This is a genomic window from Persicimonas caeni, from assembly GCF_006517175.1.
In the GTDB taxonomy this organism is placed as follows: domain Bacteria; phylum Myxococcota_A; class Bradymonadia; order Bradymonadales; family Bradymonadaceae; genus Persicimonas; species Persicimonas caeni.
The window spans coordinates 1,675,047-1,701,377 of the sequence record NZ_CP041186.1 but is presented as its reverse complement, the minus strand read 5'-3'; the positions used below and the strand labels follow the sequence as shown (position 1 = coordinate 1,701,377).

Annotated in this window: 21 protein-coding genes; 11 read left to right on the top strand and 10 right to left on the bottom strand. The window is 64.3% G+C overall.

What is annotated here, in order from left to right:
* The first annotated feature begins 312 nt into the window (after window positions 1–312).
* Window positions 313–1,563 (top strand): hypothetical protein, encoded by a 1,251-nt coding sequence (locus FIV42_RS06310; RefSeq protein ID WP_141196854.1) that lies wholly within the window; start codon window positions 313–315, stop codon window positions 1,561–1,563.
* A gap of 91 nt (window positions 1,564–1,654) precedes the next feature.
* Here FIV42_RS06310 and FIV42_RS06305 read toward each other — a convergent pair whose 3' ends face one another.
* The 8 genes from FIV42_RS06305 to FIV42_RS06270 all read right to left on the bottom strand — a co-directional run bounded on the left by FIV42_RS06305 (window position 1,655) and on the right by FIV42_RS06270 (window position 9,812).
* Window positions 1,655–2,221 (bottom strand): dihydrofolate reductase, encoded by a 567-nt coding sequence (locus tag FIV42_RS06305; protein ID WP_141196853.1) that lies wholly within the window; start codon window positions 2,219–2,221, stop codon window positions 1,655–1,657.
* Window positions 2,222–2,458: 237 nt separating this feature from the next.
* A complete protein-coding gene (locus FIV42_RS06300; protein ID WP_141196852.1) occupies window positions 2,459–3,253 on the bottom strand; it encodes a thymidylate synthase in 795 nt (264 codons plus the stop codon).
* Window positions 3,254–3,477: 224 nt separating this feature from the next.
* Window positions 3,478–4,413, bottom strand: a complete 936-nt coding sequence (locus FIV42_RS06295) for a porin family protein (protein WP_141196851.1) — start codon at window positions 4,411–4,413, stop codon at window positions 3,478–3,480.
* Between the two features lie 308 nt (window positions 4,414–4,721).
* Window positions 4,722–5,210 carry a GAF domain-containing protein gene (locus tag FIV42_RS06290; RefSeq protein ID WP_141196850.1) on the bottom strand — a complete coding sequence of 163 codons (489 nt, stop codon included), beginning with the start codon at window positions 5,208–5,210 and terminating at the stop codon, window positions 4,722–4,724.
* Window positions 5,203–6,090, bottom strand: coding sequence for an alpha/beta fold hydrolase (locus FIV42_RS06285; RefSeq protein WP_141196849.1), 888 nt, complete (start codon window positions 6,088–6,090; stop codon window positions 5,203–5,205). Before FIV42_RS06285 ends, FIV42_RS06290 begins: the two co-directional genes overlap by 8 nt.
* Window positions 6,090–7,637 carry a class I adenylate-forming enzyme family protein gene (locus tag FIV42_RS06280; RefSeq protein ID WP_141196848.1) on the bottom strand — a complete coding sequence of 516 codons (1,548 nt, stop codon included), beginning with the start codon at window positions 7,635–7,637 and terminating at the stop codon, window positions 6,090–6,092. The genes FIV42_RS06285 and FIV42_RS06280 overlap by 1 nt, the downstream gene beginning before the upstream one ends.
* 105 nt (window positions 7,638–7,742) lie before the next feature.
* Window positions 7,743–8,975, bottom strand: a complete 1,233-nt coding sequence (locus FIV42_RS06275; RefSeq protein ID WP_141196847.1) for a response regulator — start codon at window positions 8,973–8,975, stop codon at window positions 7,743–7,745.
* A gap of 144 nt (window positions 8,976–9,119) precedes the next feature.
* On the bottom strand, window positions 9,120–9,812 hold the full coding sequence (locus FIV42_RS06270; RefSeq protein WP_141196846.1) for an SDR family oxidoreductase: 693 nt from the start codon (window positions 9,810–9,812) through the stop codon (window positions 9,120–9,122).
* A gap of 167 nt (window positions 9,813–9,979) precedes the next feature.
* Between FIV42_RS06270 and FIV42_RS06265 the strand changes: the two genes are divergently transcribed.
* Window positions 9,980–10,648, top strand: a complete 669-nt coding sequence (locus FIV42_RS06265) for an ExbD/TolR family protein (RefSeq protein WP_141196845.1) — start codon at window positions 9,980–9,982, stop codon at window positions 10,646–10,648.
* A gap of 33 nt (window positions 10,649–10,681) precedes the next feature.
* On the opposite strand, the gene FIV42_RS06260 is transcribed toward FIV42_RS06265, so the two are convergent.
* Complete coding sequence (locus tag FIV42_RS06260; protein WP_222615393.1) at window positions 10,682–12,271, bottom strand: AbgT family transporter; 1,590 nt, start codon at window positions 12,269–12,271, stop codon at window positions 10,682–10,684.
* Between the two features lie 236 nt (window positions 12,272–12,507).
* On the opposite strand from FIV42_RS06260, the gene FIV42_RS06255 reads away from it, so the two are divergent.
* Together FIV42_RS06255 and FIV42_RS06250 are read left to right on the top strand one after the other, a co-directional pair.
* Window positions 12,508–14,109, top strand: coding sequence for a peptide MFS transporter (locus FIV42_RS06255; RefSeq protein WP_141196844.1), 1,602 nt, complete (start codon window positions 12,508–12,510; stop codon window positions 14,107–14,109).
* 136 nt (window positions 14,110–14,245) lie between these two features.
* Window positions 14,246–14,869, top strand: coding sequence for a hypothetical protein (locus FIV42_RS06250; RefSeq protein WP_141196843.1), 624 nt, complete (start codon window positions 14,246–14,248; stop codon window positions 14,867–14,869).
* Window positions 14,870–14,931: 62 nt separating this feature from the next.
* On the opposite strand, the gene FIV42_RS06245 is transcribed toward FIV42_RS06250, so the two are convergent.
* On the bottom strand, window positions 14,932–17,352 hold the full coding sequence (locus tag FIV42_RS06245; protein WP_141196842.1) for a hypothetical protein: 2,421 nt from the start codon (window positions 17,350–17,352) through the stop codon (window positions 14,932–14,934).
* 307 nt (window positions 17,353–17,659) lie between these two features.
* On the opposite strand from FIV42_RS06245, the gene FIV42_RS06240 reads away from it, so the two are divergent.
* The 7 genes from FIV42_RS06240 to FIV42_RS06210 all read left to right on the top strand — a co-directional run bounded on the left by FIV42_RS06240 (window position 17,660) and on the right by FIV42_RS06210 (window position 26,322).
* Window positions 17,660–18,538 (top strand): response regulator, encoded by an 879-nt coding sequence (locus tag FIV42_RS06240; RefSeq protein ID WP_168210459.1) that lies wholly within the window; start codon window positions 17,660–17,662, stop codon window positions 18,536–18,538.
* Window positions 18,539–18,585: 47 nt separating this feature from the next.
* A complete protein-coding gene (locus tag FIV42_RS06235; protein WP_141196840.1) occupies window positions 18,586–19,698 on the top strand; it encodes a HEAT repeat domain-containing protein in 1,113 nt (370 codons plus the stop codon).
* Window positions 19,695–21,176, top strand: a complete 1,482-nt coding sequence (locus FIV42_RS06230) for a glycosyltransferase family 2 protein (RefSeq protein WP_141196839.1) — start codon at window positions 19,695–19,697, stop codon at window positions 21,174–21,176. Before FIV42_RS06235 ends, FIV42_RS06230 begins: the two co-directional genes overlap by 4 nt.
* 3 nt (window positions 21,177–21,179) lie before the next feature.
* A complete protein-coding gene (locus FIV42_RS06225) occupies window positions 21,180–22,493 on the top strand; it encodes a hypothetical protein (protein WP_141196838.1) in 1,314 nt (437 codons plus the stop codon).
* A gap of 36 nt (window positions 22,494–22,529) precedes the next feature.
* Window positions 22,530–23,858, top strand: coding sequence for a tetratricopeptide repeat protein (locus tag FIV42_RS06220; RefSeq protein ID WP_141196837.1), 1,329 nt, complete (start codon window positions 22,530–22,532; stop codon window positions 23,856–23,858).
* Window positions 23,859–23,898: 40 nt separating this feature from the next.
* Window positions 23,899–25,719 (top strand): hypothetical protein, encoded by a 1,821-nt coding sequence (locus FIV42_RS06215; protein WP_141196836.1) that lies wholly within the window; start codon window positions 23,899–23,901, stop codon window positions 25,717–25,719.
* Between the two features lie 300 nt (window positions 25,720–26,019).
* Window positions 26,020–26,322, top strand: coding sequence for a hypothetical protein (locus FIV42_RS06210; RefSeq protein WP_141196835.1), 303 nt, complete (start codon window positions 26,020–26,022; stop codon window positions 26,320–26,322).
* Window positions 26,323–26,331 lie beyond the last annotated feature (9 nt).

Below are 26,331 nucleotides of genomic sequence, written 5' to 3'. Positions count from 1 at the left end.
CACCTGAGAAGCAACAGGCGCGCTAGCACATTCCGCAAACTCCGCGCGGCGTGTGTGAAGAATTTGTGAAAAGAAAATAGCTTTCTTGAGTTCTTTGCAATTATGTGTTTGAACACGGGGCAAAGTCTACCACGGCACCGGCGGTGCCGGGCTCTTGTGGGGGAGCTAGATAGCGCGCGCGACGAGGAACCAGGATAGACCGGGTTCTTCGCCCACAAATCCTGTGTTGCGCGTCAGCGCGGGGATGTCAACTAAAACCTGTGTCGCAGCTGTTGAATGTACGCGACACGACCAACAAGAAGTAGGTGATGTATGAAGTCTTACCGCAGTCTAATTCATGTCGCAGCGGCCGTCGTGGTGTTGAGCCTCGTGGGCGTCCAGGACGCCGAGGCCGCTCGTCGCGACAGCCTCTCTGGAAACCTCCTCATCGAAGACCGTGACGACGTGTTCATCTGGCCGCAGTTGACGGTCAACAACACCAACCTGGTCGGCTTCGACTACGGTCCGGCCGCCAACGCCGGCAACGCGTACCTGTTCTGGGGCAGCGACACCGCCGCCATGGGCGTGGCCGTGCACCGCGGCGACCTGCTGGGCAACGAGATCTTCCCGTACGGCGGAAGCGCCTCGGGCAACCCGGGCCTCGCCGCGCTCGGCGACACCACCGGCCCGCTGGCCAGTCAGCTGGGTGTGAACTCGGGCACGGTCGTCGACCTGTTCGCCGGTTTTGACGTCGGTGGCGGTCTGGCAGGCGGTCGCCTGGCTCTGGGCCGTGGCGCTCAGTCGACCACTCCGGCCGACCCGGACGCCGACGAGACTTCGGCCTCCGAGACCTTCGTGCTGCTTCAGGGCGGCTACTCGATGACCGGTCCGATGACCATCGACACCGCGCTGAGCATCGCGTTCTCGACGGGCGGCCAGGATGTCGGCGACGACACCCCGCTGGAAGGCACCGCCTTTGGTGTTGGCCTCAAAGCGCGTGGTTATGCCGACCTCGGCCAGCCCTTCGAGCTCGGCTTCTTGGGCGACGTCGCTTACAACAGCGTCAGCATCGACACCACCCCCATCGGCGGTGACGAGACGACCACCTCGGGCCAGAGCAACTTCATCATCCAGGGTGGCGCCGGTCCCGTCTGGGAAGTTGGCGGTGAGGACAATGGCACCGTGATCGCCGGTTACGGCGTGCTCAGCTACGCGTCGGCCAGCTCCGACGCCGACGTCGATGATGACGACGTGCCCGCCTCGGGTACCAGCCAGGCGATCCTGCCCGGCTTCAACATCGCCTCGGACATCGAGCTGACCGATTGGCTCTACTTCCGCAGCGGCGCCCAGTACCTGTGGGTTGTCGACGGCACCAGCCAAGAAGTGCCCGGCGAGGACAACGACAACGAGACCTCGGCCAGCGGCCCCGGCGGCTTCGGTTGGAACGCAGGTATCGGCATCGAAGCGGGCAACTTCCGCTTCGACGGCTCGTTCTCGAACAACTTCCTGACTCAGGGCCCGAACTTCATCGGCGGAGGCAGCGGCTTCCTGACGATGGCTTCGGCTGAGTACGCTTGGGAGTAAGGTGTAGCTTGAAGGGCCTGGAAGGGGGCAGTTTCGCGTCGCCCCCCTCCGCCTTCGCTTCGCTTCGGCACCTCCCCGGCTCGGGGAGGTGTCACCTCTGCCGCAAGACCCCCGGCAACTCTCCTGCCTCTTCCTGGCTGACCGCCAGCACCGGCTTCTGAGCCACCCTCTCCAACCGATAAAAACTGTAGGGATACTTATTCTTCAGGTCGGCGTCGTGATGCTCGACCGAGGCGATCTCCCACTCGTCGATGTCGAAGGCGGGAAAGAACGTGTCGCCGTCGAACGTGTCGTGGATAACCGTCAGATAGAGCCGGTCGGCAATCGGCAACAGCTCGCCGTAGACGCGCGCGCCGCCCAAGATCATGACCTCGTCGGCGTCGGGATAGGCCTCCTGGGCGATCACCAGCGCCTCGTCGATCGAGTGCGCCACCTCGACGCCCTCGGGTGAGAAGTCCTCTTGGCGGGTGAGCACGATGTTGAGGCGGCCCTTGAGCGCGCCGGGCAGCGTCTCGAAGGTGCGCCGGCCCATGATCATGGGCTTGCCCATGGTGGTCTGCTTGAAAAAACGCAGGTCTGCGGGCAGGTGCCAGGGCAGGTCGCCGTCCTTGCCGATGGTCATGTTCCATGCACACGCGACGATAGGTGAGATTTTCATGGTGTTGGTCCTGGTTTGGCAAGTGGTTGCTTGTTGTCGCGCCCCTCCGCCTCGCGCTGTACTGCGCGCTCGGCACCTCCCCACGGTCTTCGACGCGGGGAGGTGCTTCTTCGTGAATCGACCAGTGGCAGCTTGGCGAGGGGCTCCTCCCCGTGCGGAACGCCACGGGGAGGTGTCGGCGAAGCGTTAAGCGAAGCCGACGGAGGGGCCCCGACAACAAGCAAGGAATCACATCTCTCAAACAGCAATCGGCGCCTTGATATGCGGGTGCGACTCGTAGCCGACGATCTCGATGTCGTCGTAGTCGAACGCGTCGATATCGGTGACGTCCGGGTTGAGGCGAAGCTCGGGCAGGTCGTAGGGCTTGCGGATGAGCTGTTCTTCGGCCTGCTCGAGGTGGTTCGAGTACAGGTGCGCATCACCCAATGTATGGATGAAGTCGCCGACCTCCAGTCCGGTGACCTGGGCGACCATGTGGGTCAGGAGCGCATAAGAGGCGATGTTGAAGGGCACACCCAAGAAGATGTCGGCGCTTCGTTGGTACAGCTGGCAGCTCAGCTTGCCGTTGGCCACGTAGAACTGGAAGAGGATGTGGCACGGCGGCAGGGCCATCTCGTCGAGCTGGCCGACGTTCCAAGCGCTGACGATGTGGCGGCGGCTGTCGGGGTTGTTTTTGATATTGTCGATGACCCCTTTGATCTGGTCGATCTGGCCGCCGTCGGCGGTCGGCCAGCTGCGCCACTGGTGGCCATAGATGGGGCCGAGCTCACCGTCCTCGCCGGCCCACTCGTTCCAGATACGCACGCCGTTGTCCTGCAGGTAGCCCACGTTGGTGCTGCCTTTGAGGAACCACAGCAGCTCGTAGATGATCGACTTGAAGTGCAGCTTCTTGGTGGTCACCGCCGGGAAGCCCTCCTGCAGGTCGAAGCGCATCTGGTAGCCGAAGACGCTGCGGGTGCCGGTGCCGGTGCGGTCGCCCTTGTCAGTGCCGTGCTCGAGCACGTGGGCCATCAAGTCGAGATATTGTCGCATGGTTCGTCTGGGGCTGAGGGGGGCGTGGGATGATCGGCGGTCTATTTGGGCAGTCAAACTACAATTTGAGGGTTGCGGGGGCAACCGTGGTTCAGACTCGAAAAACAACAACCGACCACCGTCGATATTCGACCCCCCAAATCGTAGTTTGTCCGCCCAAATAGAAAAAACCCCGGCAACCCAAGACGGTCACCGGGGGAAAGCAGCTCGAGCCGAGTTAAGGCTCAATCGTACACTTCGATGACCGGGTTGGGGTCGGGGTCGTAACCCAGGCCGATCGAGACGGTGAAGGTCGGGGCGTACTTCGAGTCTTCGTCGTCGTTGAAGGTGCGGTCGACGGTGTAGAAGGGGAGCACCGCGTTGGCTTCGACGAACATGCGAATGGTGCTGGCGCGCAGGAACTCGTAGCCGGCGGTCAGCTCGCCCTGCAGGCCGTTGCCGCTGTAGAAGTTGTAGTCGTTGGTGGCGACCTCTTCGGAGAGTCCGGTCCAGCCGTAGCTCAGCGCGGCGCCGGCGTACGGGGTGCTGTTGTTGACCGGGTCGAAGAAGTACAGCCCGCCGAGTCGCAGCAGGCTCCAGTTCAAGCCGTCATCCGCATCGGTGTTGTCGAACATGAAGTTGAAGCCCGAGATGTCGATGCCGAACTGGTCGAGCTCGTAGCGCCAGCCGAAGCCGAAGGCGGGGCCGTTGCCGATATCGCCGCCGGCCACCAGGCCGTAGCCCAGGCGCAGGTAGTAGATATTATCGGCGAGTACGCGGCGCGGCGCGGACTGCTTCTTGGTGACATTGTGGCGGTCGACGCCGGCGTTCTGTCCCTCTTCACCGGAGATCAGCGCGCGGGTGATCTGGTTGTAGGTCTCGGGCAGCTCTTCGAGAGAGTGCGCCTTCTGCGTGCGCGAGCCCTCGGGGCCGGAGATATTGGCGGTGACCGAGTTGCCCAGGCGCAGGCTGTAGATGGTGTAGGTTGTCGTGCAGTTGTCACGCGCGACGTTCAGGTCTTCGCCTTCGAGCGCCTGCTCGACCATCGTCTTGGTCGCTTGTCGCTCGGCGGGGGCCAGGTTGTCGCGTTCTTCGTCGACCTCGACGCAGACCGCGGCGGCCGCGCTGCTGGAGACCAGCAACAAGCCAAGGGCGACAGTGGCATTCATCAACTTCTTCATTGGGATTCTCCGTTCTCGTCCAGAATTCGACGTCGTTCTTAGCATACCGCCCGTTGGAGGGCGAAGAAAATCGCAGCATTCGATTAACTTGTCGTGTTCTGGTGGTGCACAGGGCGTGCCAACGCGTCGGAAGACGTTCGACACGGTGTCAGGGGGCGCGTTGGACGCCCCGGAGGGCCCGAGTGGAGTAGGATGCGGGCACAGATGCCCGGGGGTGGAGTAAGGATGGTCCAGATCGGGACGGGGTCGAGCGTCGACCCTTCCGCGGGTGCGCAGCGTCGAGGCGCGGGAGCGCACCTCGACTGAGCTTACCCGCGGTGACGGGGTTGATGATTGAACGTGCGGCCGAGCCAGGCGCAAAGCGACTCGAGGTGCTCTCGGTCGACTTCGTCGAAGGCGGCGGGGTCGTCGGAGTCGACGTCGAGCACGGCCAAGACGTCGCCGTCGGGGGTGAGCACGGGCACCACGATCTCGGACTGGGTGGTCGACGAGCAGGCGATGTGGCCGGGGAACTGGTGGACGTCGTCGACGAGCTGAGTCTGTTGGGTGCGCGCGGCGGCGCCGCAGACGCCGCGGGCGAAGTCGATGTGCAAGCAGCCGTGGCCTCCTTGGTAGGGGCCGACGGTGAGCATCTGGGGCCCGGTACGTCGATAGAAGCCGGTCCAGTGGTAGTGGTCGAAGGCGTGGTGCAACTCGCAGGCGACCGTGGCCATGGCCGCGATCCAGTCGTCTTCGCCCTCCAAGATCGCTTTGATGCGCTCGATGGTCTCTTCGTACGTCTTGTGGCGATTACTCATCGGTGATCAATCCGTGGCGTTCGAGGAAGTGCTCGACCTCTTCTTCGATGACTTCATTATGACCCAACAGCCCGGTGTGGCCTGCCTTGGGGACCACCAAGAGCTCGCTGTCGGGCACGAGGCGCTGCATTTTTTGGCCCAGCCGCGGCGGGGCGAACGAGTCTTTGCCGCCGGTGACGATGAGCGTGGGGACTTCGATGGTCGGCAGCACGTCGCGCGCCGAGTGCGATTGGGCGGCCACGCCGAGCGCGGCCCAGGTGGGCCCGTCGATCTCGGCGAGGTGCTCGAAAAAGGGCTCCATGTCGCGGTAGCGCACGTTCTTGCCGACCAGCCCGGCGAGCTTGGCGATGGTGTAGGAGACCGGGTGTTGGCTCGTCAGGCTGGCGCTCTTGAGGGCGAGGCCGCCGAGGCGCGAGCCGGTGCGCTTGAACAGCTCGAAGGCGATACGCCCGACTCCGCGCGGAAAGGCCGTGTCGAAGGGGCGCTCGTAGGGGCCGAGGATGGGCACGATCGCCGAGATACGATCGGGGGCGTGGCGCCAGGCCTCCAAGATGATCTGGCAACCCATCGAGAAGCCGATGAGCGTGGCTTTCTCGACGCCGGCGGCGTCCATGACGCGCAGCATGTCGTCGACCGAGCCCTCGATGCTGACCTGCTCGAGGTCGCGCGCCGGCCCGGAGCGGCCGTGGCCTTTGAGGTCCCAGGTCACCAATTGGCCGCGCCGGCGGAAGCGCTCGATGAGGTAGAGCCAGTACGAGTTCGACGTGGCGAACCCGTTGACGAAGACGATGGCGGGCCCATCACCTTCGCTTCGCCACGCAAGCGAGGTGCCGTCGCCTGCCAGCGTGGTGCGGTTGTTGTGGTACGTCCTGGTCTCCATCACTTCGAAAAACGCTCCACCAGTCGATGCTTTTGAACTTTGCCCAGCGCGTTTCGCGGCAGCTGGTCGATGATCGCCAGGGCGCGCGGCTTCTTATAGCTCGCCAGCGAGTCCTCGACCTGGCTTGCAAACTCGTCGAGCCAGGCCGCCTCGTCGGCCCCGGCGCGCGCCTCGTCGGTGGGCACGACCGCCGCGGCGATCTTCTCGCCCCACTCCGGGTCGGGCAGGCCGACGACGGCCACCTCGAGCACCTTGGGGTTTTGGCGCAGCACGCGCTCGATCTCGCGCGCCGAGATCTTGTAGCCGCCCGACTTGATGATATCGACCGACTGACGTCCGACAATCGAAATATATCCGTCCTCGTCCACCGTGGCGACATCGCCGGTCAGAAACCAGCCGTCCTCGAAGGCCTCTTCGGTGCGCTCGGGTTGCTTCCAGTAGCCGCGCATGACGCTGTCGCCGCGCACCACGATCTGGCCGGTTTGCTCGGGCGTGACGTCGTTCATGTCGGCGTCGACCACCCGGACCTCACAGCCCGGCACCGGAAAGCCGACGGTGCCCGGGCGGCGTTCCTCCTCGTAGGGGTTCGACAGCGTGAGCATGGTCTCGCTCATGCCGTAGCGCTCCAGAATGGCGTGGCCGGTGTGGTCGCGAAACTTCTCGAAGATGTCGACTGGCAGCGCCGCCGAGCCCGACGTAAACAGGCGCGCGCCCGAAAGCTTCTCGGCGACCGTAGGATCGGCGTCCATCAGGCGCACCAGCCGGGTGTGCATGGTGGGAACGCCCATGAAGATCGTGGCACCGTCGCCCACGGCCTCGGCGACCCGTTCGGCGTCGAACGCCTCGTGCAGGGTCGTGGTGCACCCGCGAATGAGTGTGCCGTGGACGCCGATGCCCAGCCCGTGGACGTGGAAGAGCGGCAGCGCGAGCACCTGGCGGTCGTCGGTCGACCACTGCCAGAGGCCGGTCAAGTTGTCGATATTGGAGACGACCGAACGGTAGGTGTGCTCGACGCCCTTGCTCTTGCCCGTGGTGCCCGAGGTGTAGATGAACAGCGACAGGTCGTCGTCCTCGGGGACCGGCTCGCCGACCAGCGGCTCGGTGTCGAGCAGTGCATCGAAGCCCAGTTCGGCCTCGTCGAGGTCCTCGCCGCCGAGCACAATGCGGTGGGCGAGGGGCTGCGGGGCGTCGAGCCCGCGCAGGACTTCGTGCGACGGGGTTCCCGCGTCGACGAGCACGGCACGCGCACCTGAGTCGCGCAGGATATGACCCACTTCGACGTCTCGATAGGCGGTGTTGACGGGGACGTGGACCAGGCCGAGCCGATAGTGGCCGAGGAGGGCGACGATCATGTCGATGGAGGTCTCGACGATGACGGCGACGCGGTCGCCGCGCTCGAGCCCCAGCGCGCTCAACCCGGCGGCGTAGCGTCGCGAGAGGGCGTCGAGTTCGGCCCAAGAAACCTGACGCTCCCCCAGGGCGAAAGCGGTGCGATCGGAACCGGAGTGAACGTGGCGAAAGAGGCGGGAGATATACTCGCGAGACATCGTCTTCTCCAACGTGCTTTCCAACGTAATCGAGTCGATGCCCGAGTGATCGCGTGTTGGCGAGGCGATGTCAACGGCACTTGCGTCAATGTCTATTGGCGCTGACTACTTGCGCAGGTGGGCGCGGATGGTCTCCAAGATCTGGCGCTGGGTGGCGTGCGACTTGTTGAGCGTGTCGGCCACGTGGGCGGCCAGCGCGTCGACGGTCTCGGTGGCCGAGACCAAGATGACCGGCACGGAGCGGCCGCGCGGACGGTTCAGGTAAGGCAGCAGCTCGGCGCCGAGCCCGTCGGGCAGCGTCAGGTCGAGCAGCACCAGGTCATAATCCTCGTTGTCCTTGAGCATGCGTCGCGCGTCGGCCAGCGTCGCGGCGCGGTCGATGGTGGCGAACTCGGCCAGCGTTTGACGGACTTCTTCGCAGAAGGCGTTGTCGTCTTCGACGTGCAGCACCCGTGGAAGTTCGCCTTCGCCGACGTCGACCGCGCGGGTCAGCGCGTTGCGAAGCGAGGCGGCGTCGAAGGGTTTGTTGAGCCAGTCCGCAACGTTGGCGGCGTCGCCGGTGAGTCGGTGGCGCGCCTCGTCGGCAGACGCCGAGACAATGATCACCGGCAACTGGGCGAGCTCCTCGTCGGCGCGGATTTGGTGGAGAAGGTCGACGCCGTCACGGTCGGGCAGCATCAAATCGAGCGTCATCGCGTCGTAGTGCCCCTCTTCGAGCATTTCGATGGCCTGAGAGCCGGTGGCCGCCCGTTCGGTCTCATAGCCGCCGCGCTCGAGCAGACGGGCGAGCATGCGCGCGCACAAGTCGTCATCCTCGACCACCAGGATGCGAGGGGTCGGCTCGGCCTCTATCTCCCCTTCGAAATCGGGCACGACCATCTCGGGAATATCGGTGCGCAGGTCGCGCAGTACCACCCGAAGCCAGGCGGGCTCGGTGCCCTCGAAGCGGCAGTTGAGCTTGGCCTCGACGGTCAGCTTCTTGGCGTCGGTATCGACCAGCGTCAGCTCCACAGGGCCGACGCTAGCTCCGTTGAGCGCTCCCTCACGCAGCTCCTCGAACTCCTCGACCGACTCGTCGGCCAGCAGGTCGACAAAGTTCAACTGGGCGAGGGTCGGGGCGTCATAGCCGAGTACGCGCAGGGTCGTGTGGTTTGCGTAGAGGAGCCCGTCTCCGTCGGGCGCTACACACAAGACGAGATCGGGGAGTTCGCCGATGAGATCGCACAGCACCTGCTCGCGTCGAGCATTGTCTTGGCCGAACCAGACAGTGGAGTCGGCGTGCTCGGCGCGTCGGGTCTCGTTGGCTTCCCCCCGGGATTGAGAGTGGTCCCTTGTCATGGCTCCCACATGTGTCAAAAAAAGCGAAGCGCGGCGCTTCAATAAACTAGGCGCTCATGCAGCGCTGGCAACTCGACCCGCCTAGTTAAGTCACCGAGCCCAGTTGAGTCACCGAGCCCGGTTAAGTCACCGAGCCCGGTGAACTCACCACGGAACGCGGTTGCCGTTCCATTCGTAGAATTCACCGCTGTCGTCGGGGCCGGCTCCGTCGATAACCTCGAGCATATTGGTCACGCTCTTCTCGGTGGTGATCAGCGCGTTCGGCCCGCCCATACGGGTTTGCACCCATCCGGGATGCATCACAAAGGTGACGATGCCGTCGTCGGCCAAGTCGGCGGCCAATGAGCGCGTCGCCATGTTCAGCGCGCACTTGGACATGCGGTAGGCGTAGGATCCGCCGCTGCCGTTGTCGCTGATCGAGCCCATCTTCGATGTCACGTTGACGATTTTGGGGTTCTCTTCGCTGCGGCGCACGTGCGGGAGCATCGCCTCGATCACGCGCAGAGTGCCCACCGTATTGACCTGAAAGTCGGCCTCGATCTGGTCGAAGTCGAAATCGTCCGGGCTGCCGCCGCGCGAAAGGCGCCCGGCGTTGTTGATGAGCAGGTCGATGGGACGCTCACCGACCGCCTCGGCCGCAGCGGCGACCGTCTCGGGGTCGGTGACGTCGAGCTCGAGGACTTGCAGGCGGTCGGGGTGCTCGTCGGCGAGTGCTTGGAGTTCGTCGGCTTCGCCGGGGTTGCGCGCGGTGGTGGTGACGTGGTCGCCGCGCTCGAGCAGTTGGCGGACGAATTCGAGGCCGATGCCTCGGTTTCCTGCGGTGATGAAGATGTTCATGGGGGTTTGGGGGTTTAGGGTTTAGGGTTTAGGGGTTGGATGATTTGTGCACGCGATCCGTTACGCGTCAACCTCGTTGGCAATCAGCGTGGACGGGCGGTGTGGAACAACTACGGTGTGGCGTTGTCCCTCCTTGTGAAGCTCACACGACCCACGAGGAGGACAAAATGGCTCAACGCCAGCACAACAAGCGCCGCCGCGAACAAGAACAATCGTCCAACTTGGATCTCGCCCCGTTCATGAACATGGTGGTCATTCTGATCCCGATGCTGCTCTTGTCGGTGATTTTCGTGAGCGCCGGGGTCATCAACGTGTCGACCGACTTGGCCACGGGAACGCACTCGGCGCCGAACGACGGCGAGGAGGCCCTCGAGCTCACAGTTGCGCTGTCGAACGCCGGCTTCGAGGTGATGGCCGCCAAGGAGCGGCTGCCTGCCGTCGACGGCTGCCCCGCGGAAGGGCCGACCATTTGCCTGGCCGATACCTCGGTCGATGTCGCCGGCAAATTCGACGAGGCCAAACGCCTGTACGACGCCGGCAAGCCCGACGCCGCCAAGAGCGTCCTCGACGGAGCGATGCAGGCCTACGACTTCCGCGGCCTCTACAACCAGTTGGCCCAGCTCAAAAAGGCTCACCCCGAAGAGACGCGCGTAGTCTTCACCGGCGAGCCGGACATGCCTTATGCGATGCTCATCCGGGCGATGGACGTTGCGCGCTTCAAGCTCGAAAAGGACAACTACCGCGAGTCAACCCAGTTCTGGGCAGCCAACGAAAGGGTTCAGACCGGCAAGACGCGCGCGCTGTTCAGCGATCCGGTCCTGGCCATCGCGCAATAGGCTCGGCCATCGCGCGATGGGCTCAGGATAGGCTCAGGGCGCCGCGTTCGCTGCGGCCTCGTAGAAGAGTTCGGCGCCCGGGCCGAGCGGCAAGCCGAGCAGCATCCAGCCGACCAGCAGCAACGTCCAGGCGATGCCGAAGGCAATCGAGTAGGGCAGCATCGCCGCGATGAGCGTGCCCAGGCCCGCCTTCTTGTCGTATTTCTGAGCGAAGACGATGATGATCGGCAGGTACGGCATCAGCGGGGTGATGATGTTGGTGATCGAGTCACCCACACGGTAGGTCGCCTGCACGGTCTCCGGCGAGAGGCCCATCATCATCATCATCGGCACGAAAATCGGCGCCATGAACGCCCACTTGGCCGACGCGCTCCCCACGAACAGGTTCATGAGCGCCGAGACGACGAGGAACGAGAGCAGCAGCGGGATGCCCGTGAAGTTCATCGCCTCGAGGAACTGCGCGCCTTTGACGGCGGTGACGACCCCCAGATTCGAGTGGTTGAAGTAGGCGACGAACTGGCCGGCGACGAACGCCAGCGCGATGTAGACACCCATGGCGCCCATCGCCTCGCCGGCCATCTCGGCGACGTCCTTGTCGTTTTTGATCTTTTTGGTCAGCACACCGTAGACGATGGCGGGGACCAAGAAGAGCACCATGATCAAGAGCTCGATCGCCTCGAAGAAGGGCGCGAGCATGTTCACGCCCGGCTCGTCGGGGCCGACGGCTTCGCGGAGCGGGGCTTCGGGAAAGGCGATGAGCAGGCTCATCGCGCCGGCCAAGATGGCGCCGGTGGCCATCGAGACCATGAACGCGCGCTTTTCCTTGGCGGTGGGCTCTTTGGCGTCGGTGTCGACCTCGCCGCCGGCCTCTTTGGGCGACCAGTCGCCGAGCATCGGCTCGACGATCTTGGTGGTCACCCAGGTGCCGACCACGGTCACCAGCACCGTCGAGACGACCATGAAGTAGTAGTTGGACACGGCGGTGACGCTGTAGGCCGGGTCGATGGTGTGCGCGGCCTGGTCGGTCAGCCGGGCGAGCATCGGGTCGAGGCCGGTGATGAGCAGGTTGGCCGAGAAGCCGCCCGAGACGCCGGCGAACGCCGCCGCCAGGCCGGCCAGAGGATGTCTGCCCAGGCCCGCAAAGAGCACCGCGCCCAGGGGCACGAGCACCACGTAGCCTGCGTCGGCGGCCATCGAGCTCATCACGCCGGCGAAGACCAGCGTCGAGGTGATCAGGCTCTTGGGCACCGACTGGATGAGCATCCTCAGCCCGATGGTGATAAAGCCGGTGCGCTCGGCCACGCCGATACCCAACATGACCACCAGGACCGGACCCAGGGGCGCAAAGCCGATGAAGTTGTCGATGGCGCTCAAGAGCATCCAGCGGATGCCGTCGACGCTCAACAGACTCTCGACGGCTTTGGTCTGCGTCGAGCCGTCGCGCTGGACCACGTCGACCGCGATGCCGTCGAACACGATCGAAGCTGCGACCACTGCCAGGGCCAACAACACGAAAAATGTGAGCGGGTCGGGCAGGCGGTTTCCGATATCGGCAATGCGCTTGAGCCATCGCGACATGCGGCCGTCTTTGGGAAGCTCACCGGAGGTGGATGGTTGGGTCATGGGTTTCTCGCTGGTTCGTCGTCGTCGATCGTCTGCGTGCGCGTCGGACTCTCTTTACCGAACTGCGCTCGCCGGAGTCATGAAAAATTGGAGGGCTTCGATATACCTTGCTCGAGCCAAAACCCCAAGTCGAGGCTTGCCGACCACGGATTTATCCCCTACTTGAAGGCACGCCGCAAGGGCCGGTGAGAGTTCTAACCGGTTGTGGAATCGAGCCTTTTTAGGAGTGGTCGCTCATGGCGGACGCGAGTCGAGCAGAAGAACGCAAACAATTCTTGGGCCACCCGGCCGGCCTTTTCGTGTTGTTTCTCACCGAGTTGTGGGAGCGATTCAGCTTTTACGGTATGCGGGCGCTTCTGGTTCTGTACATGACCCAGGAGTTGTTGTTCGGCGACGATTTCTCCTACGGCATCTACGGCGCTTACGGCGCGCTGGTGTACGCCACCCCTATCATCGGCGGGCTGATCGCCGACCGCCTGCTCGGCTTCAAGCGCGCCATCGTACTCGGCGGGGTGCTGATGGTCTTTGGCCACTTCGCCATGGCCTTCGACCAGTCGACGCTGGCCTGGCTTCTGGGCTCGGCGGCGACCCCGCTCGACGACAATATGCTGCAGGTGGCTCTGGGTGGCTTCGAGTTTACCCTCGACACCACCTGGTTTTTGTACTCGGCCTTGGCGCTGTTGATCCTCGGCAACGGCTTCTTCAAGCCCAATATCTCGAGCTTGGTCGGTCGGCTGTACGACGACGAGGACGCCGACGACGCCAAGCGCGACGGCGGCTTCACCATCTTCTACATGGGCATCAATATCGGCGCGTTTTTGGCGCCGTTGACCTGCGGTTATCTCGGCGAGACCTACGGCTGGCACTACGGCTTCGGGCTGGCCGGCGTCGGCATGACGCTCGGCCTGATCCTGTTCCTCTACTTTCAGGACTTGCTGTACGGCATGGGCGAGCCGGAGGATCCCGAGAAGCTCGAGAAGAACGTGCTTCCCGGCCTCAAGATGTCCCACGCCATCTATATCGGCTCGTTTTTGGCCGTGCCCGTGGTCGCCTTCGTGGTCACCGCCCAGGGGATCATGAGCTTGTTGCTGGGCGTGCTCGGCCTGGTCGTGCTCGCCGGGATGCTTGTGGTGGCGTTCAAGTCGGACAGGGTCCAGCGCGACCGCATCTTCGTCATCCTGGTGCTCATTTTGTTCACCACGACCTTCTGGGCATTCTTCGAGCAGGCCGGAAGCTCGCTGACGCTGTACGCCGAGCGCAATATCGACCGGATGATCTTGGGCTGGGAAGTCCCCGCCTCGTGGTTCCAGAGCGTCAACCCTGCCTACATCATCCTGCTCGCCCCGGTCTTTGCGTGGATGTGGCAGAAGCTCGAAAAGAAGAACCTCGAGCCGTCCACGCCGATCAAGTTCAGCCTCGGTCTCATCCAACTGGGGCTGGGTTTTGCGGTCATCGTCGCCGGCGCCACTTTCGCCGGCGATGACGGGCTGGTGCCGGTCGTCTTTTTGATGCTCGGCTACCTGTTGCACACCACCGGTGAGCTGTCGCTGTCTCCGGTCGGCCTCTCTAAGGTCACGCAACTGGCCCCCAAGAAGCTCGTCGGCGCGGTCATGGGCGCCTGGTTTTTGTCGAGTTCGTTCGCCCACTATATCGCCGCGCTCTTCGCCAAGCTGGCCAGCCCGCCCGAGGGCGTCGACGTCAAAGAACTCGGCCCGGCCGACACGCTGCCCATCTACACCGACGTGTTCCAGACGATCGCGATTATCGCCATCGTGGTCGGTGTGGTGTGCGCGATGATGACCCCGATCCTCAAAAAGTGGATGCACGGCGTGCGTTGATTCCCGTCGCCCCATGCGTTGTCTTCTTCTCCCCCCGTGTCGATCTTCGGCCATGTGTGTGCGTTGGTGAGATGTTTGGGCACACACTCTTACATGTATGGTGACCGTGCAGTGACCTGGAAAAGAGGGGGAGACGATGAGACGCACTTATCTCAAGTGGCTATCGGGGGCGGCGTTCGCCGGGACGATGTTATTGGGCTTGGCCGGCGCCGCAGCGGAGAATAACGCAGCGGAGCGAGAGGATGGGCCGCACGTGGCGGACGCGCCGTTGCAGACCCCCGAGGTCGAACAGACGGCCTCGACCGCGCTCGACGTTCAGGAGGCGTTCGAGGACGTGGCGCAAAAGGCGTTTGCCGAGACCTTTCCGCAGGGCAAGTTGTCGGTGGTCCAGCGCGAGATCTTTGCGACCGCGGCGGTGTTGACCACGGCGCATCGCGTGGCGCTGACCGGCCAACGCCAGCGTTACAAATACCGGCGAGCGCTCGTCTACCAGGCCGCTTCGCGCCGAGCGCTCCAAGACGAGCACTACGCGGTGGCGATGTACCTGTCGCTGCACGCGCGAGCCATCGGGGATAGTGTCATTCGGGCGAACACGTCGCGGTATCGCAGGGACTATCAGCCCTATGACCTCGACATGATCAAACGCGCCGGTGGGGTCAGCAGCGACGTCATCGTCGACTATCTGAAGGTGGCCGAAGATGAGGTGCCGGCGGTGCGGTTGTTGTTCACGGGAGGCGGGGTGAAGGAGGCGAGGAATTGAGGTGTTTGGGTTGCCGGGGCGACGCCCCGGCAACCCATTGCCTACACTCCGCGCAACTCCACTCAATCCATCCAGTACGGCAAATCCTTCAACGCATCCCCGAAGATCGACAGCGCCGGCTTGTCCCGCTCGTACTCGATCCAGTCGATCGTGCCGGTCTCCTCGTCGACCGGATAGCCGTAGATGTCGTTGATATCCTCGTGGACCCCCCAGGGCTCCCAGCGGTAGCGCTCGGTCTCGAAGAGCACGCTGTTCTCGTCGGCGACGCTGATGGCGATGCCCCGGGTCTCGGCGTGCTGCGGGCTCTTTTTGCGAATGGCGTTGGGGCTGGCGTGCAACACCTTGAGCTTGCTCGGGTCGGTCACGTTGAGCAGCGTCCACGGGATGCGAATGTCGATGCGGTCGTCGTGGACGACCACCGCGTCGTGGCTGGTCGCCTGCTCGTCGGCGCGGCGGATCGTGAGCCGGCCGATTTCGTGGACGGTCTCCTCGAACCACAACTCCGAGTCGGGGTTGCCCTGCTCGTCTTTGACCCCGTGCTCCTGGCTGTTGAGCCAGCGCACCAGCTTCCAGGGCACACCGTCGGTCTGGGTGGACTGGAACAACTGGCCGTTGGCGAAGCGGGCGCCGTACCAGATGCGGAAGCTATCGTAGGCGGTGGTCACCATCATGTTGGCCGAGTTGGTGCCGTCGAGCATCAGGGCGAACTCGTTGCGGTTTTGGGTGGTCGGCCCCTCGGCGGGGACGCTCACGTCGACCACTTTGCGTGACTCCTCGCCCAGCGCCCCGAAGACGGGCAGGGTCGACTCGCCCAATTCCTCGTCGAACTGGCCGCTGGCCTCGCTTCCGTAGGTGTCGAAGCCGATAATCAGCTTCTGGTTGCTGCTCAGTCTACCGCTGGTCTGCAGGCGCACGTGGAAATAGGCGACGTCGTGGATGACCGTGGCGCTCTCGACAAAGCCGCTGCCTTCGGTGGTCACGCCGTCTTCCCAGGCGGGCTCGGCGACGTCGAAGCCGATGAGTCCGAAGTTCTGCTCGGCGGCGGTCACGTTGTGCCAGAACGGGCGGCGCTCGGCGTCCGAGCCGCGCGGGTCGCTGATCCAGGTCGGTTTCCACCACTCGTCGATCCAGGCAAAGAGTGCGCCGCCGGCACAGTTCGTGTCGTGCACGGTGCGAAAGAGTCGGGCGCCGACTTCTCCCTGCTCGACCTCGGTGTGTCCGCCGTGGTCCATATTCTCGTAACCCCAGTGCGCCGAGCCCCAGCTCGAGGAGACGCCCGTCTCACCGATATACAGGGGCATGTCGGCGTAGTGGCTCTTCAGGTCGGTCAAATACCCCAGATACGAGTTCGGCCCCTGGGCGTCGGCCGACTGGCGGTAGTCGGGGTCGTCGACGATGTAGTCGGGGTAGTACGGATAGGCGTGGAAGGTGGCGAAGAAGCCGCCCGGGGCGTCTTTGGCCTCCAGGGCGAGCATGTCGAAGCTGTTGATGTCCTCCGAGGAGAAGTCTTCGGTCTCGGTGGGGTGGTTCAGCGGATCGAGCGTCGGCCAACTCGACACGCTGATGGGGCGCGTCTGGTTGTAGCCGCTGGAGTTCTCGCCGCCGTTGAGCTCGTAATCGATGAGGTAGTCGACCTGTTGGGCCCACCACACCTCGGAGGGTTGGGCGTCGGTGACGCGCACATGCGCCCCCTCCCAGCTCGTCTGGCCGTCCATATGCTCGTTGGTCAGCTCGATCTCCTCGGGGTTGACCTCCCGGCCGATGATCCAGGCCATGATCCACTGGGAGATGTCGGTCTCGTAGGTGCCGTAGGCTTTGCCGTAGCGGTGATTGATGTGGCAGTTGCCGTGGGTGCAGTCGACGATCTCGCGGATATTGTTGCGAAAGCCGTCTTCGAGCAAATCGAGTCCCTCAAACTCCTCGTGCAGCCAGATGCCGTGCAAGATGTACAGCGGATTGTCGGGGTTCTCCCGGTTGTGTTCGGCCAGCGCCTCATAAAAGCGCGGGTAGTGCAGCGTGTAGATGCGCAGGGTGTTTACGCCCATGTCGGTCATCTGGTCGAACCACTTGGCGTATTGCTCGCGAGTGGCGGCCAGGTGGCCGGCGCGGGTGCCCGGCACGCCCACCCCCAGGTTGACGCCCTTCATGAAGATGGGCCGGTAGCCCGAGCCGGTGCGCACGGTCACGTAATCGCTGTTGGTCGAGTAGGGCACCCGCGGCCCGGAGGTCTCCGGCTCGTCGCTGAGCACGCAGATCTGTTCGCCCCCGCACGGGTCGGACGGCGCGGTGGGGCCGGCGTCGGGCCCGTCCGTTTGGCCCGGTTGGTTGTTGATGGTCGAGGGGTCGTCGGGATTGACGTCCTCACAGCCGACCAGTCCCACCAGCACCAGCACTACAAGGCTGATCCACCACCGGCTGGCCCGATGATGAGGTGAAGTGCGCCGAGCCGGCGTCTGATCGCATTCATTAGGTTTTCGCGTCATTGAAGATCCACCCATCAAAACTGTGGAAAAACCAGCGCAGTGCGTGGACGCACCACAGAAATGATTAGATTTCATAGCAGCCCCCGATAAGGCCAAAGCAGTTGGCTTCAGTGATGATTCATCCGTCTGAGACCAATTCTAACCGCCTCGCAAGAGCGCTCAATGAGTTGGCATGGGACGGTCTGGTCCAGCGTAGAACGCGAAAATGGGGCGTGGGCCGGTGTTAGAAGTCACTGAGGTTGTTCGATGCAGCCCGGGTGGTGATGTTTCGCAAGTGCAAGGTTTCGATGCAAACGGGGAAGTACTTATGCAGCAGGATCTGTCGCGACGACTCGTGTGGGTCTTGGGGGCGGACACGCGCGGGGAGCGACTCGAGTCGGTCCTCGCCGAGGTCGGCGCGCAATGCGAGCGGTTCGAGCACCCCGAGGCGCTGTGGAAGCGCTTCGAGGCGCGTCGGCCGGACTTGGTGCTCGGCAGCACCGACAGCTTGGCCGCGCCTGGCGCGCTCGAGCGATTTGTCGAGACGCTGCGCCGGCGCGCCGAGGTACCCGTGCCGCTGGTGGCGGTCACCGCCGATGGCAGCGTGGAGATGCGCCGGCGCATGTTCAAGGCGGGCATCGACGATTTCGTGCTCGAGCCGGTGGTGCCTTCGGAGTTGGTCGCACGGGTGGGCGCGCAATTGCGCCTGAACCGGACGCGGCCGGGCCCGCCGAGTCTGCCTCGGCAGGCCGCCTCGGCGGTGCACAACGACGGAGGCAGCGGGCCGAGCCTGGCCGCCACGGCCGCCGGCGCGCCCGTCGACGACGCGGCGTTGTCGGTGCTGGTGGTCGACGACGAGGAGATCATCCACCGCGTGTTGCGCTCGGCCTTCGAGCGCCGCGGCTGGACGGTCACCCAGGCCAACGACGGCCGCGAGGCCTTGGACCGGGCGGCCAAACGTCAATTCGATTTGGTGGTCTTTGATTTAAACCTTCCGTTCAAGAACGGATTCGAGTTGCTCGGCGAGCTCGGGGGAGCCGCCGCGGCCAAGCGACCCTACATGGTCGTGTTGAGCGCCGAAGGGCAACAGGAGTCGGTGGTGCGCGCTTTCGAGTTGGGCGCCGACGACTTCGTCAGTAAGCCGGTCAACCCGGACATTTTGGTGGCACGCATCGCGCGGCTGGTTCGCCCGGCCGCCGGTCAATAATGCAGTCGGCTGGTTGTTTCTGATGGCGGCCACTGAGGGGAGGACTGATGTCTGAGTATGTTTTGGAGTTATGGAACGTTTTGTGGGCAAATCCGCTGTATCGGGGGTTGATGATCGCCATTGTTGTCGAGATGGCGCTGGTTGCAGCGCTGATCGTATGGCTGTGGGTGCAGTCGGGACGCCAGTTGCACAAGGAGTACGCCCACAAACGTTTCCTCGATGAGCTCGAAGAGCCCTTTTACGACGCGCTGGGGGACCCCGACGCGCTGCGTCAGTGGATGCAGCGCGCTCAGGACCACCCCCGCGAGTTCGTGCGCGATTTCGTCGCCGACTACCTGTTGCAGACGCGCGGGCGCTCGCACGACACCCTCGTCGAGCTGTACCACGAGTTCGGCTACGCCGCCGACGACCACCAGCAGGCGCGCTCGATGAGTGAGCGCAAGCGCCTCGAGGCGATGCGCCGGCTGTACGTGGTCGCCACCGAGGCCGACCGCGAGGTGCTCCTCGAGCAGGCCGACAGCGACTACCTGTCGCGCATCCTCGCCGCGCAGACCCTGGCGCGGGTGGGCCAACCCGAAGATATCGTGGCCATCCTCAAAGACCTCGATCTGAGCACGCCCATGATGGAGGCGCCGGTGCACGCGGTGCTCGAGGAGTTGTCGACCGAGCAGCTGCGCTACGTCTTTACCCGCTGGCAGCAATTCGAGTCGGGCCGGGTGCGGCGCATCTTGTTGATGGTCGCCGCCCAGCAGGGCCTGGGCGAGGTGCTGGGCGCGCTCGAGCGAGCCTTCAAGTCCGACGACATGGAGGTGCGCATCGGCGCGTGCGCCGCAGCGGCGAGCCTCCCCGAAGAATCGAGCCTCGAGTGGCTCATCGAGGCGCTCGACGACCCGGCCTGGCAGGTGCGTGCGCGCGCCGCCAAAGCCCTGGGGCGTCGGCGTGAGACCGCCGCGATCGAGCCGTTGGCCGAGGCGCTCAAAGACCGCGCCTTCTGGGTGCGCCAAGACGCGGCCATGGCCCTTCGCGAGATCGGCGAGTCCGGCCTCGAGCGGCTGGGTCACGTGGCCGAGCATTCCGACGACCGCTACGCCGCCGAGTCGGCCGGCCAAGAGCTACAGCGTTACCGATTGTTCCTCCAGACGCGAGGTGCTCCGGCATGAGAGAATGGGTCGATGTTTTTGTTCTGTGCTATTTCATTGGGCTCAATGGCTTTTACGGCTTGTTGATCTTTTTCTCGATTTTCGAGATCGCGCGTCGAAAAGCCGCCCAATTACCCGAACTCGATGCGTCGGTGCTCTCGCAGACGAGTACGCCGCCGATCTCGATCTTGGCGCCTGCCTTCAACGAGGAGGCCACGATCGTCGACTCGGTGCGCGCGTTTCTGCAGCTCGAGTACCCGCAGCACCAGGTCATCGTCATCAACGACGGCAGCACCGACGCCACCCTCGAGCGGCTCAAAGAGGAGTTCGACCTCGAGCCGGTCGATTTGATCGTGCGCCGCCAGCTCGAGACCGAGCCGGTGCGCCAGGTCTACCAGTCCAAGAAGGACGCGCGCCTGTACGTGGTCGACAAGGAGAACGGCGGCAAGGCCGACGCGCTCAACGTGGGCATCAACGTGTCGCGCTATCCGCTGATTTGCTGCGCGGACGCCGACACCATCGTCACGCCCAAGGCGCTTTTGCGCATGGTCGAGCCGTATTTGTACGACCCGCAGGGCGTCGTCGCCGTGGGCGGCACGGTGCGCCTGGCCAACGGCTGCAAGTTCAAGCAGGGGGTCTTGCAGGAGGTCGGCGTGCCCGACTCCTGGGTCGCCCGCTTCCAAATTGTCGAGTACCTGCGCGGCTTTCTATTCGGCCGCATGGGACTCAACCGCCTGGGCGGCAACCTCATCATCTCGGGCGCCTTCGGGCTGTTTAGCCGCGAGGCGGTCGTCGAAGTCGGCGGCTACGAGTCCGACTCGGTCGGCGAGGACATGGAGCTTGTGGTCAAGCTGCAGCGCCACGTCCAACAAGAAGATCCGCCGCGCCAGGTCGTCCACATCTCCGACCCCATCGCCTACACCGAGGCTCCCGAGAGCCTCGAGCTTCTGAGCAACCAGCGCGACCGCTGGCACCGGGGCATGGCCGACGCGATGTGGCGGCACAAGTCGATGTTCCTGAACCCGAAATTCGGCCCTGTGGGAACGTTCGTGTTCCCCGCTTACCTGATGTTCGAGCTGTTCGGCCCGATCATCGAGATGTTCGGCTACTTCTGGTTCGTCGCCGGCGTGTCATTTGGCTTCGTCGACGTCAAATTCGCGCTCTTGTTCCTGGTCGTCGCCTTCTGGCTGGGCGCGCTGATGTCGATTCAGGCGCTGGTCATCGACAACTGGGGCTTCAACCTGTTCAAGGGCGTCAAGCCGCGGCTCAAATTGCTGGCCGCCGCCGTCCTCGAGAACCTGGGCTACCGCCAGCTGACGCTGTGGTACCGCATCCGCGGGCTCATCAAGTACCTGGTCGGCGAGAAGTCGTGGGGCAAGATGACCCGCAAGGGCTTCGAGCGCCACTCCGACGACGAGGCCGACGACGCAGGCGACGACGGCGACGACAAAGCGCCCGAGTTGGAGCCGGCGATGCTGCAGGCCGACGGAGGTGAGTAGCCCATGGCCACTCGTGTCCCACATAGAGGCTTGCGGCGGACTGGCTTTCGCCAGGTCGGTCGATGGGCGCTCCTGGCGTTCTTCGTCCTGGTGGTCGCCCCGGTCGGCTTCGGCTGCCAGTGCCACACCGCCAGCGTCAAGCGCGCCGAGCAAAAGCCCGTCGAATGCCCGAAGCCCACGGAGGCCAACGTGGAGGAAGTGCGCCAGGCCGCTCGCCAGCGAGCCAACCAGTTCTTGGAGGTCGTCGAGTATGCCCCGGCCACGCTCGGGCCGTCGAAGGCGCTGGCCGTGCTCTCCTATCCGCGCGCCGAGGGGAGCCTCGGGTCGCGAAGCTTCGTGTACGACGACGCGCTCGCGCTGTTGTGGTTTGCATGGAGCGGCCAGCAGGCCAAGGCCAGCGGGATCGCCGAGACGCTCATCTACCTGCAAAACCCCGACGGAAGCTGGGGGTTTAGCTTCGGCACGAAATACCCGGCCGACTACCACGCAAGCTATGTGCGCAATGGCACGGTCGCCTGGGCGGCGCACGCGCTGGGCTATTTTGGCGAGCGTTACGGCCAGCCGCGGGCCATCCGCGCGGCGCGGCGCGGCGCCGACTTCCTTCGGCGCATGCGCCTGGGGGGCAATACCCTCGATCGCGGGCTCGTCTCGGCGGGCTACAACTCGGCGAGCACCCCGTACGACGCCCCGCCGGGGCCCACGCTGCAGTACGCGGTCACCGAGCACCAGTTCGACGCCCACTTTGTGCTGGCGCGCTGGGAGCCGAGCACCGCCGAGCGCCTGGCCGAGCGGATGAACGAGGTGCTGTGGCTCGACGAGGAGGGCCGCTTTGCGGTGGCCGTCGCCAGCGATCGGCTCAACGACAACCGCGCGCTCGACGCCGCCGGCGCCTGGGGGGCGCTGTGGCTCTTGTCGACCGGCGAGCGCGAGCGCGCCGTGCAGAGTTACCGCTACGCCCTCGATCACTTCGAGACCGACGCCGGCGAATTGTACGGCTTTCGGCCCTACGAAGACTCGGTCGACGGCTACGACCCGGTGCAGGCGCCCGAGCACATCTTCGTCGAGGGGACGATGAGCATGGGCCTAGCCGCCCACCGGCTCGGCGACCGGGACACCGCCCAAAAGGTGGTGGCCACGGGCGTGGCGCTGAGCTGCCGGGGGGAGAACGGGCTGCCGTACTCCAATGTGGAGGTGCCCGGTTTCTCGACGCGCCCGGCGGCCGCCTCGACCATTTGGTTTCTGTTTCTCGACCGCGAGATGGCCACCGGTCAGAACGCGCCCGTCTTCGAATCGATAGTTCTAGATACGACCGGCTAGAGTTGTTTTTCGCCTTCCGGTCAACGGGGGATCATCATGCGTTGGATCCTGACAATCACCACGATCGTCTTGGCCCTTGCGGTACCCGTGCAGGTTTTCGCGGAGATCGGCTGTGCCACCGAAGCACGTTACTTGCGCATGCAAAAGCGCTTTAACGAGGCCGAGCAAACCGCGCGCAAGTGCATTGAAGACCAGCCCGAAAACGCCGACGCCTACGTCGAGCTCGCCCGGTCGCTGGCCGCACGCGAGCGACACCAAGAGGCGCTCGACTGGGCGAACAAGGCGCTGAGCAAGTACAGCGACAGCGCCGACTTGAAGTTGCTGAAGGCCCGCCTCTTGGCGTGGACCGACCGCGCCGAGGAGGCCCAAAAGCTTCTCGGCGAGCTGCCACAGCAGGTCTACGACCGCCCCGACGCCATGCGGCTTCGCGGCGACGTGCTCCTGTGGGGCGAGCAGTACACCCAGGCGGTCAAGTGGTACAACCGCTACGACCAGAAGGACCCCGACAACCCCATCGTGCTCTACAAGCGCGCGATGGCCTACAAGGGGATGGGGCGCAACTCCCAGGCGCTGGCCGACCTGCGCAAGTCGTGCGAGATCGCCCCGGAGGCGACCAACGCCTGCAAGGCGCGCGATTCCTTCGCCGAGAGCGCCTACCCGAAGCTGTATACGAACGTCTTCTACGGCTACAGCCGCGTTATCAACCGGCTCGACGGCTGGCGGCTGCGCGGAGCGGTGGGCAGTGAGCTCAACGAAAACCTGACGCTGATGGGCACCTGGGAGTGGATGCACAGGCCCTTTTTCGACGAGCGCGAGTCCGACTGGCGCTTCAACGGCTACGGCTACTACGAGTTCGACATGGGCCTGAACTTCAAGGGCGGCGGCGGCTTCAGCCCCAGCCCGATTTTCTCGCCGGAGTGGAACGCGTTTGTGGAGCCGGGATGGAAATTCGAGCACTTCAAGGTCAGCGCCCGCTTCTGGCATATCCAGTTTCCCAGCGAGCCCAACGAGGTGCTCAACCCCAACGTCGAGTTGTACTTCAAGCCGTTCATGCTCGAGGCGCGCTACTTCCTGACCTTCAGCGAAGACGACCTCTCGCACTCGGCGTTTCTGCGCGGATTCTACTTCATCTCCAACCTCACCCAGGTCTACGTGGGCGGCGGCCTGGGCGACAAGAGCGACTACCTGGAGCCGCGCGACCTCAACGCCGACTCCCACTGGCTGGTCACCGCCGGATTTCGCTACATGCTCACGCCCAACCACCGGTTCATGATCAGCGTGACGCAGAGAAACGACCAAGACTCGTCGGAGTGGGAGACCTACGACCAGACGGAGACGTTGGTGGGGTATGAGTTTCGGTTGTGATTCAGATTTCAAAGCTGTTGCTAGATACACGGAGGCCCAAATGAGCTACCGAGCCAAATTGATCGCAATCGCCTTGGCAACAGGGCTTCTTGCTGCCTGTTGGGGCGACGACGGCGACGAGGGCGAGCAGCCGGCCACTGTCGAGGAGTGCCGAAGCACCACCACGTTGACCAACCGCATGCTGCACAAGAGCCAGCGCCTCGAGAGTGGCCCGGGCGTCTGCTACATGGTGCCCGAGCAGATCACCGTGGGCACCGACGTGCGCCTCGAGATCGAGCCGGGGGTCAAGGTGGTCTTCGCCGACGACGCCGGTCTGACAGTTCACGAGGGCAGGTTGATCGCGCGGGGGACCAAAGACCAGCCGATCATCTTTACGGCCAACCGCAAGGAGCCGGGCGCCTGGTCGGGCATCCGGTTTATGAACTCTCCGCACGCCGAGAACGTCGTGGAGCACGCGGTCATCGAGTACGGCGGGGCGACGCCGGGCTTCAAGGGGGTCAAGCCGGCCAACCTGATGCTCGACGACTACTACGGCAAGGTCAACGTGGTGCTGCGCGACGTGACCATGCGTCACAGCGGCGGCTATGGGCTGTACGCCGAAGAGGAGATCCACTCGAAATTCGCCAACAACACCCTCACGAAGAACAAAAAGGGTGCCGCGCACCTGCACCCGGTCTTCGTCGATCAGATCGACACCGGCAGCGACTTTACGGGCAACGGGCGCGACGTCGTCGAGCTGGCCGGGGCGACCTTCGACCAGCAGACACTGCGCTGGCCGGGGCTGAAGGTACCCTACGAGGTCACCGGCAGTATCAGCCTGACGGGCAACTCGTTTGTGGATATCGGGCCCGGGGCGGTCTTCAAGTTCCACGAGAACACGGGCGTGTCGGTGTTCCGGTCGCGGTTTTCGGCGCGCGGCAAAAAGGACGCCCCGGTCGTCTTCACCGGCATCAAGGAAGTGCCCGGCTACTGGCGCGGCATTCGCTACATCGACAGTAATAGCGTCGACAACGTCTTGGAGCACGTGGCGGTGCGCTACGGCGGGGCCAGCCCCACCTACAAGGGCGTCGAGCCGGCCAACCTGATGCTCGACGACTACTACGGCAAGGTGCGCCTGAAGATGAATAACGTCGAACTGTCCCGCAGCGGCGCGTACGGGTTTTACGCCGAAGAGAAGATGGACGTCGACTTCGGCAACAACAAGCTGGTCGACAACGAGCGCGCCGCCGCGCTGCTGCACCCGGTAGTGGTGGGGTATCTGGACGACCAGACCACCTACGGGATCACCTCGGGAGAGCAGGCGGGGCCGGGCCGTGTCGAAATCCTGGGAGCCAAGCTCGACGGCGTCGAGTCGACCTGGCCGGCGATCGACGCCCGGTACGTGGTGCGCGGCGACGTGGTGCTGCGCGACGACTCGCACGTGACGATCTCCCCGGGCGCCACGGTCGCCTTTGCCGAGGGCGCCGGCCTGTCGGTCTACCGCTCGCGGCTGACCGCGCGCGGCACCGAAGAGGCGCCGATCACGTTCACCGGCGCCAGCAAAAAGCCCGGCTTCTGGAAAGGCATCCACCTGGTCGACACCTCCAGCGTGGAGAACGTCTTCGAGCACGTCGTCATCGAGTATGGCGGCAGCCCGCGCACCTTCAAGGGCGCCGAGCCCGCCAACCTGATGTTCGACGACTATTTCGGCCTGGTCTCGGCGACGATGAACGACGTCACCAGCCGCCACAGCGGCGCGGCCGGCCTGCACATCGAGTGGGGCGCCAAGATTCGCAGCAACAGCTGCGGGTCGATCAAGGTCGAGGACGAGACGCCGGTGACGAAGGCGGGCAAGAGTTTGGGGCGGGCGTGTCGGGGATGAGTGGGTTATTCCTTGCCAACTGAGAGGTCCCCTCCGGGGGCTCGCTTCGCGTCGCCCCCACCTCCCCACGCCTGAAAAACGGCCCGGGGAGGAGGATTGCGCGTCTGAACCACCTGCCTTTCCTGCAATCCCCTTCCCCGGCGCGTCCTCCAGCGCAAGGGGAAGTGCCGAGCGGTGTGTGCGAAGCGATGGGGACCCCACGCAAAGCAAGGGACTCCAATCTCCACCCCTTGCCAACCCCCACCCCCACCAACTATCCATAACCCCTGCAAGAACATCCCACGTACGCCCTCCGGAGCCATGGCCGACGAACAACAAGAGCACCTGAAGCATCTGTCTGAAAAGCTCGCCGAGCGTATTCGCAGCGAGTGGCCGACCTACGGCGGCCACGACGTGCGCGCTGACGCCGGAGATCCGGGCATGATTTACGTGGCGCTGCGTGGGGCGAAGCGTGACTTCGACGCCGGCGAGGCGTTCTCGGGCGAGCTCGAGTCCCTGCTCGACGGAGAGCTCGACGGCGAACCGGAGGCGATCGACTTCGCCATCTCTCTTGGCAGCACGAACAAAGACCTGCTGCTGCAAATCGAATTACGCTACGTGTGAGCCAATTAG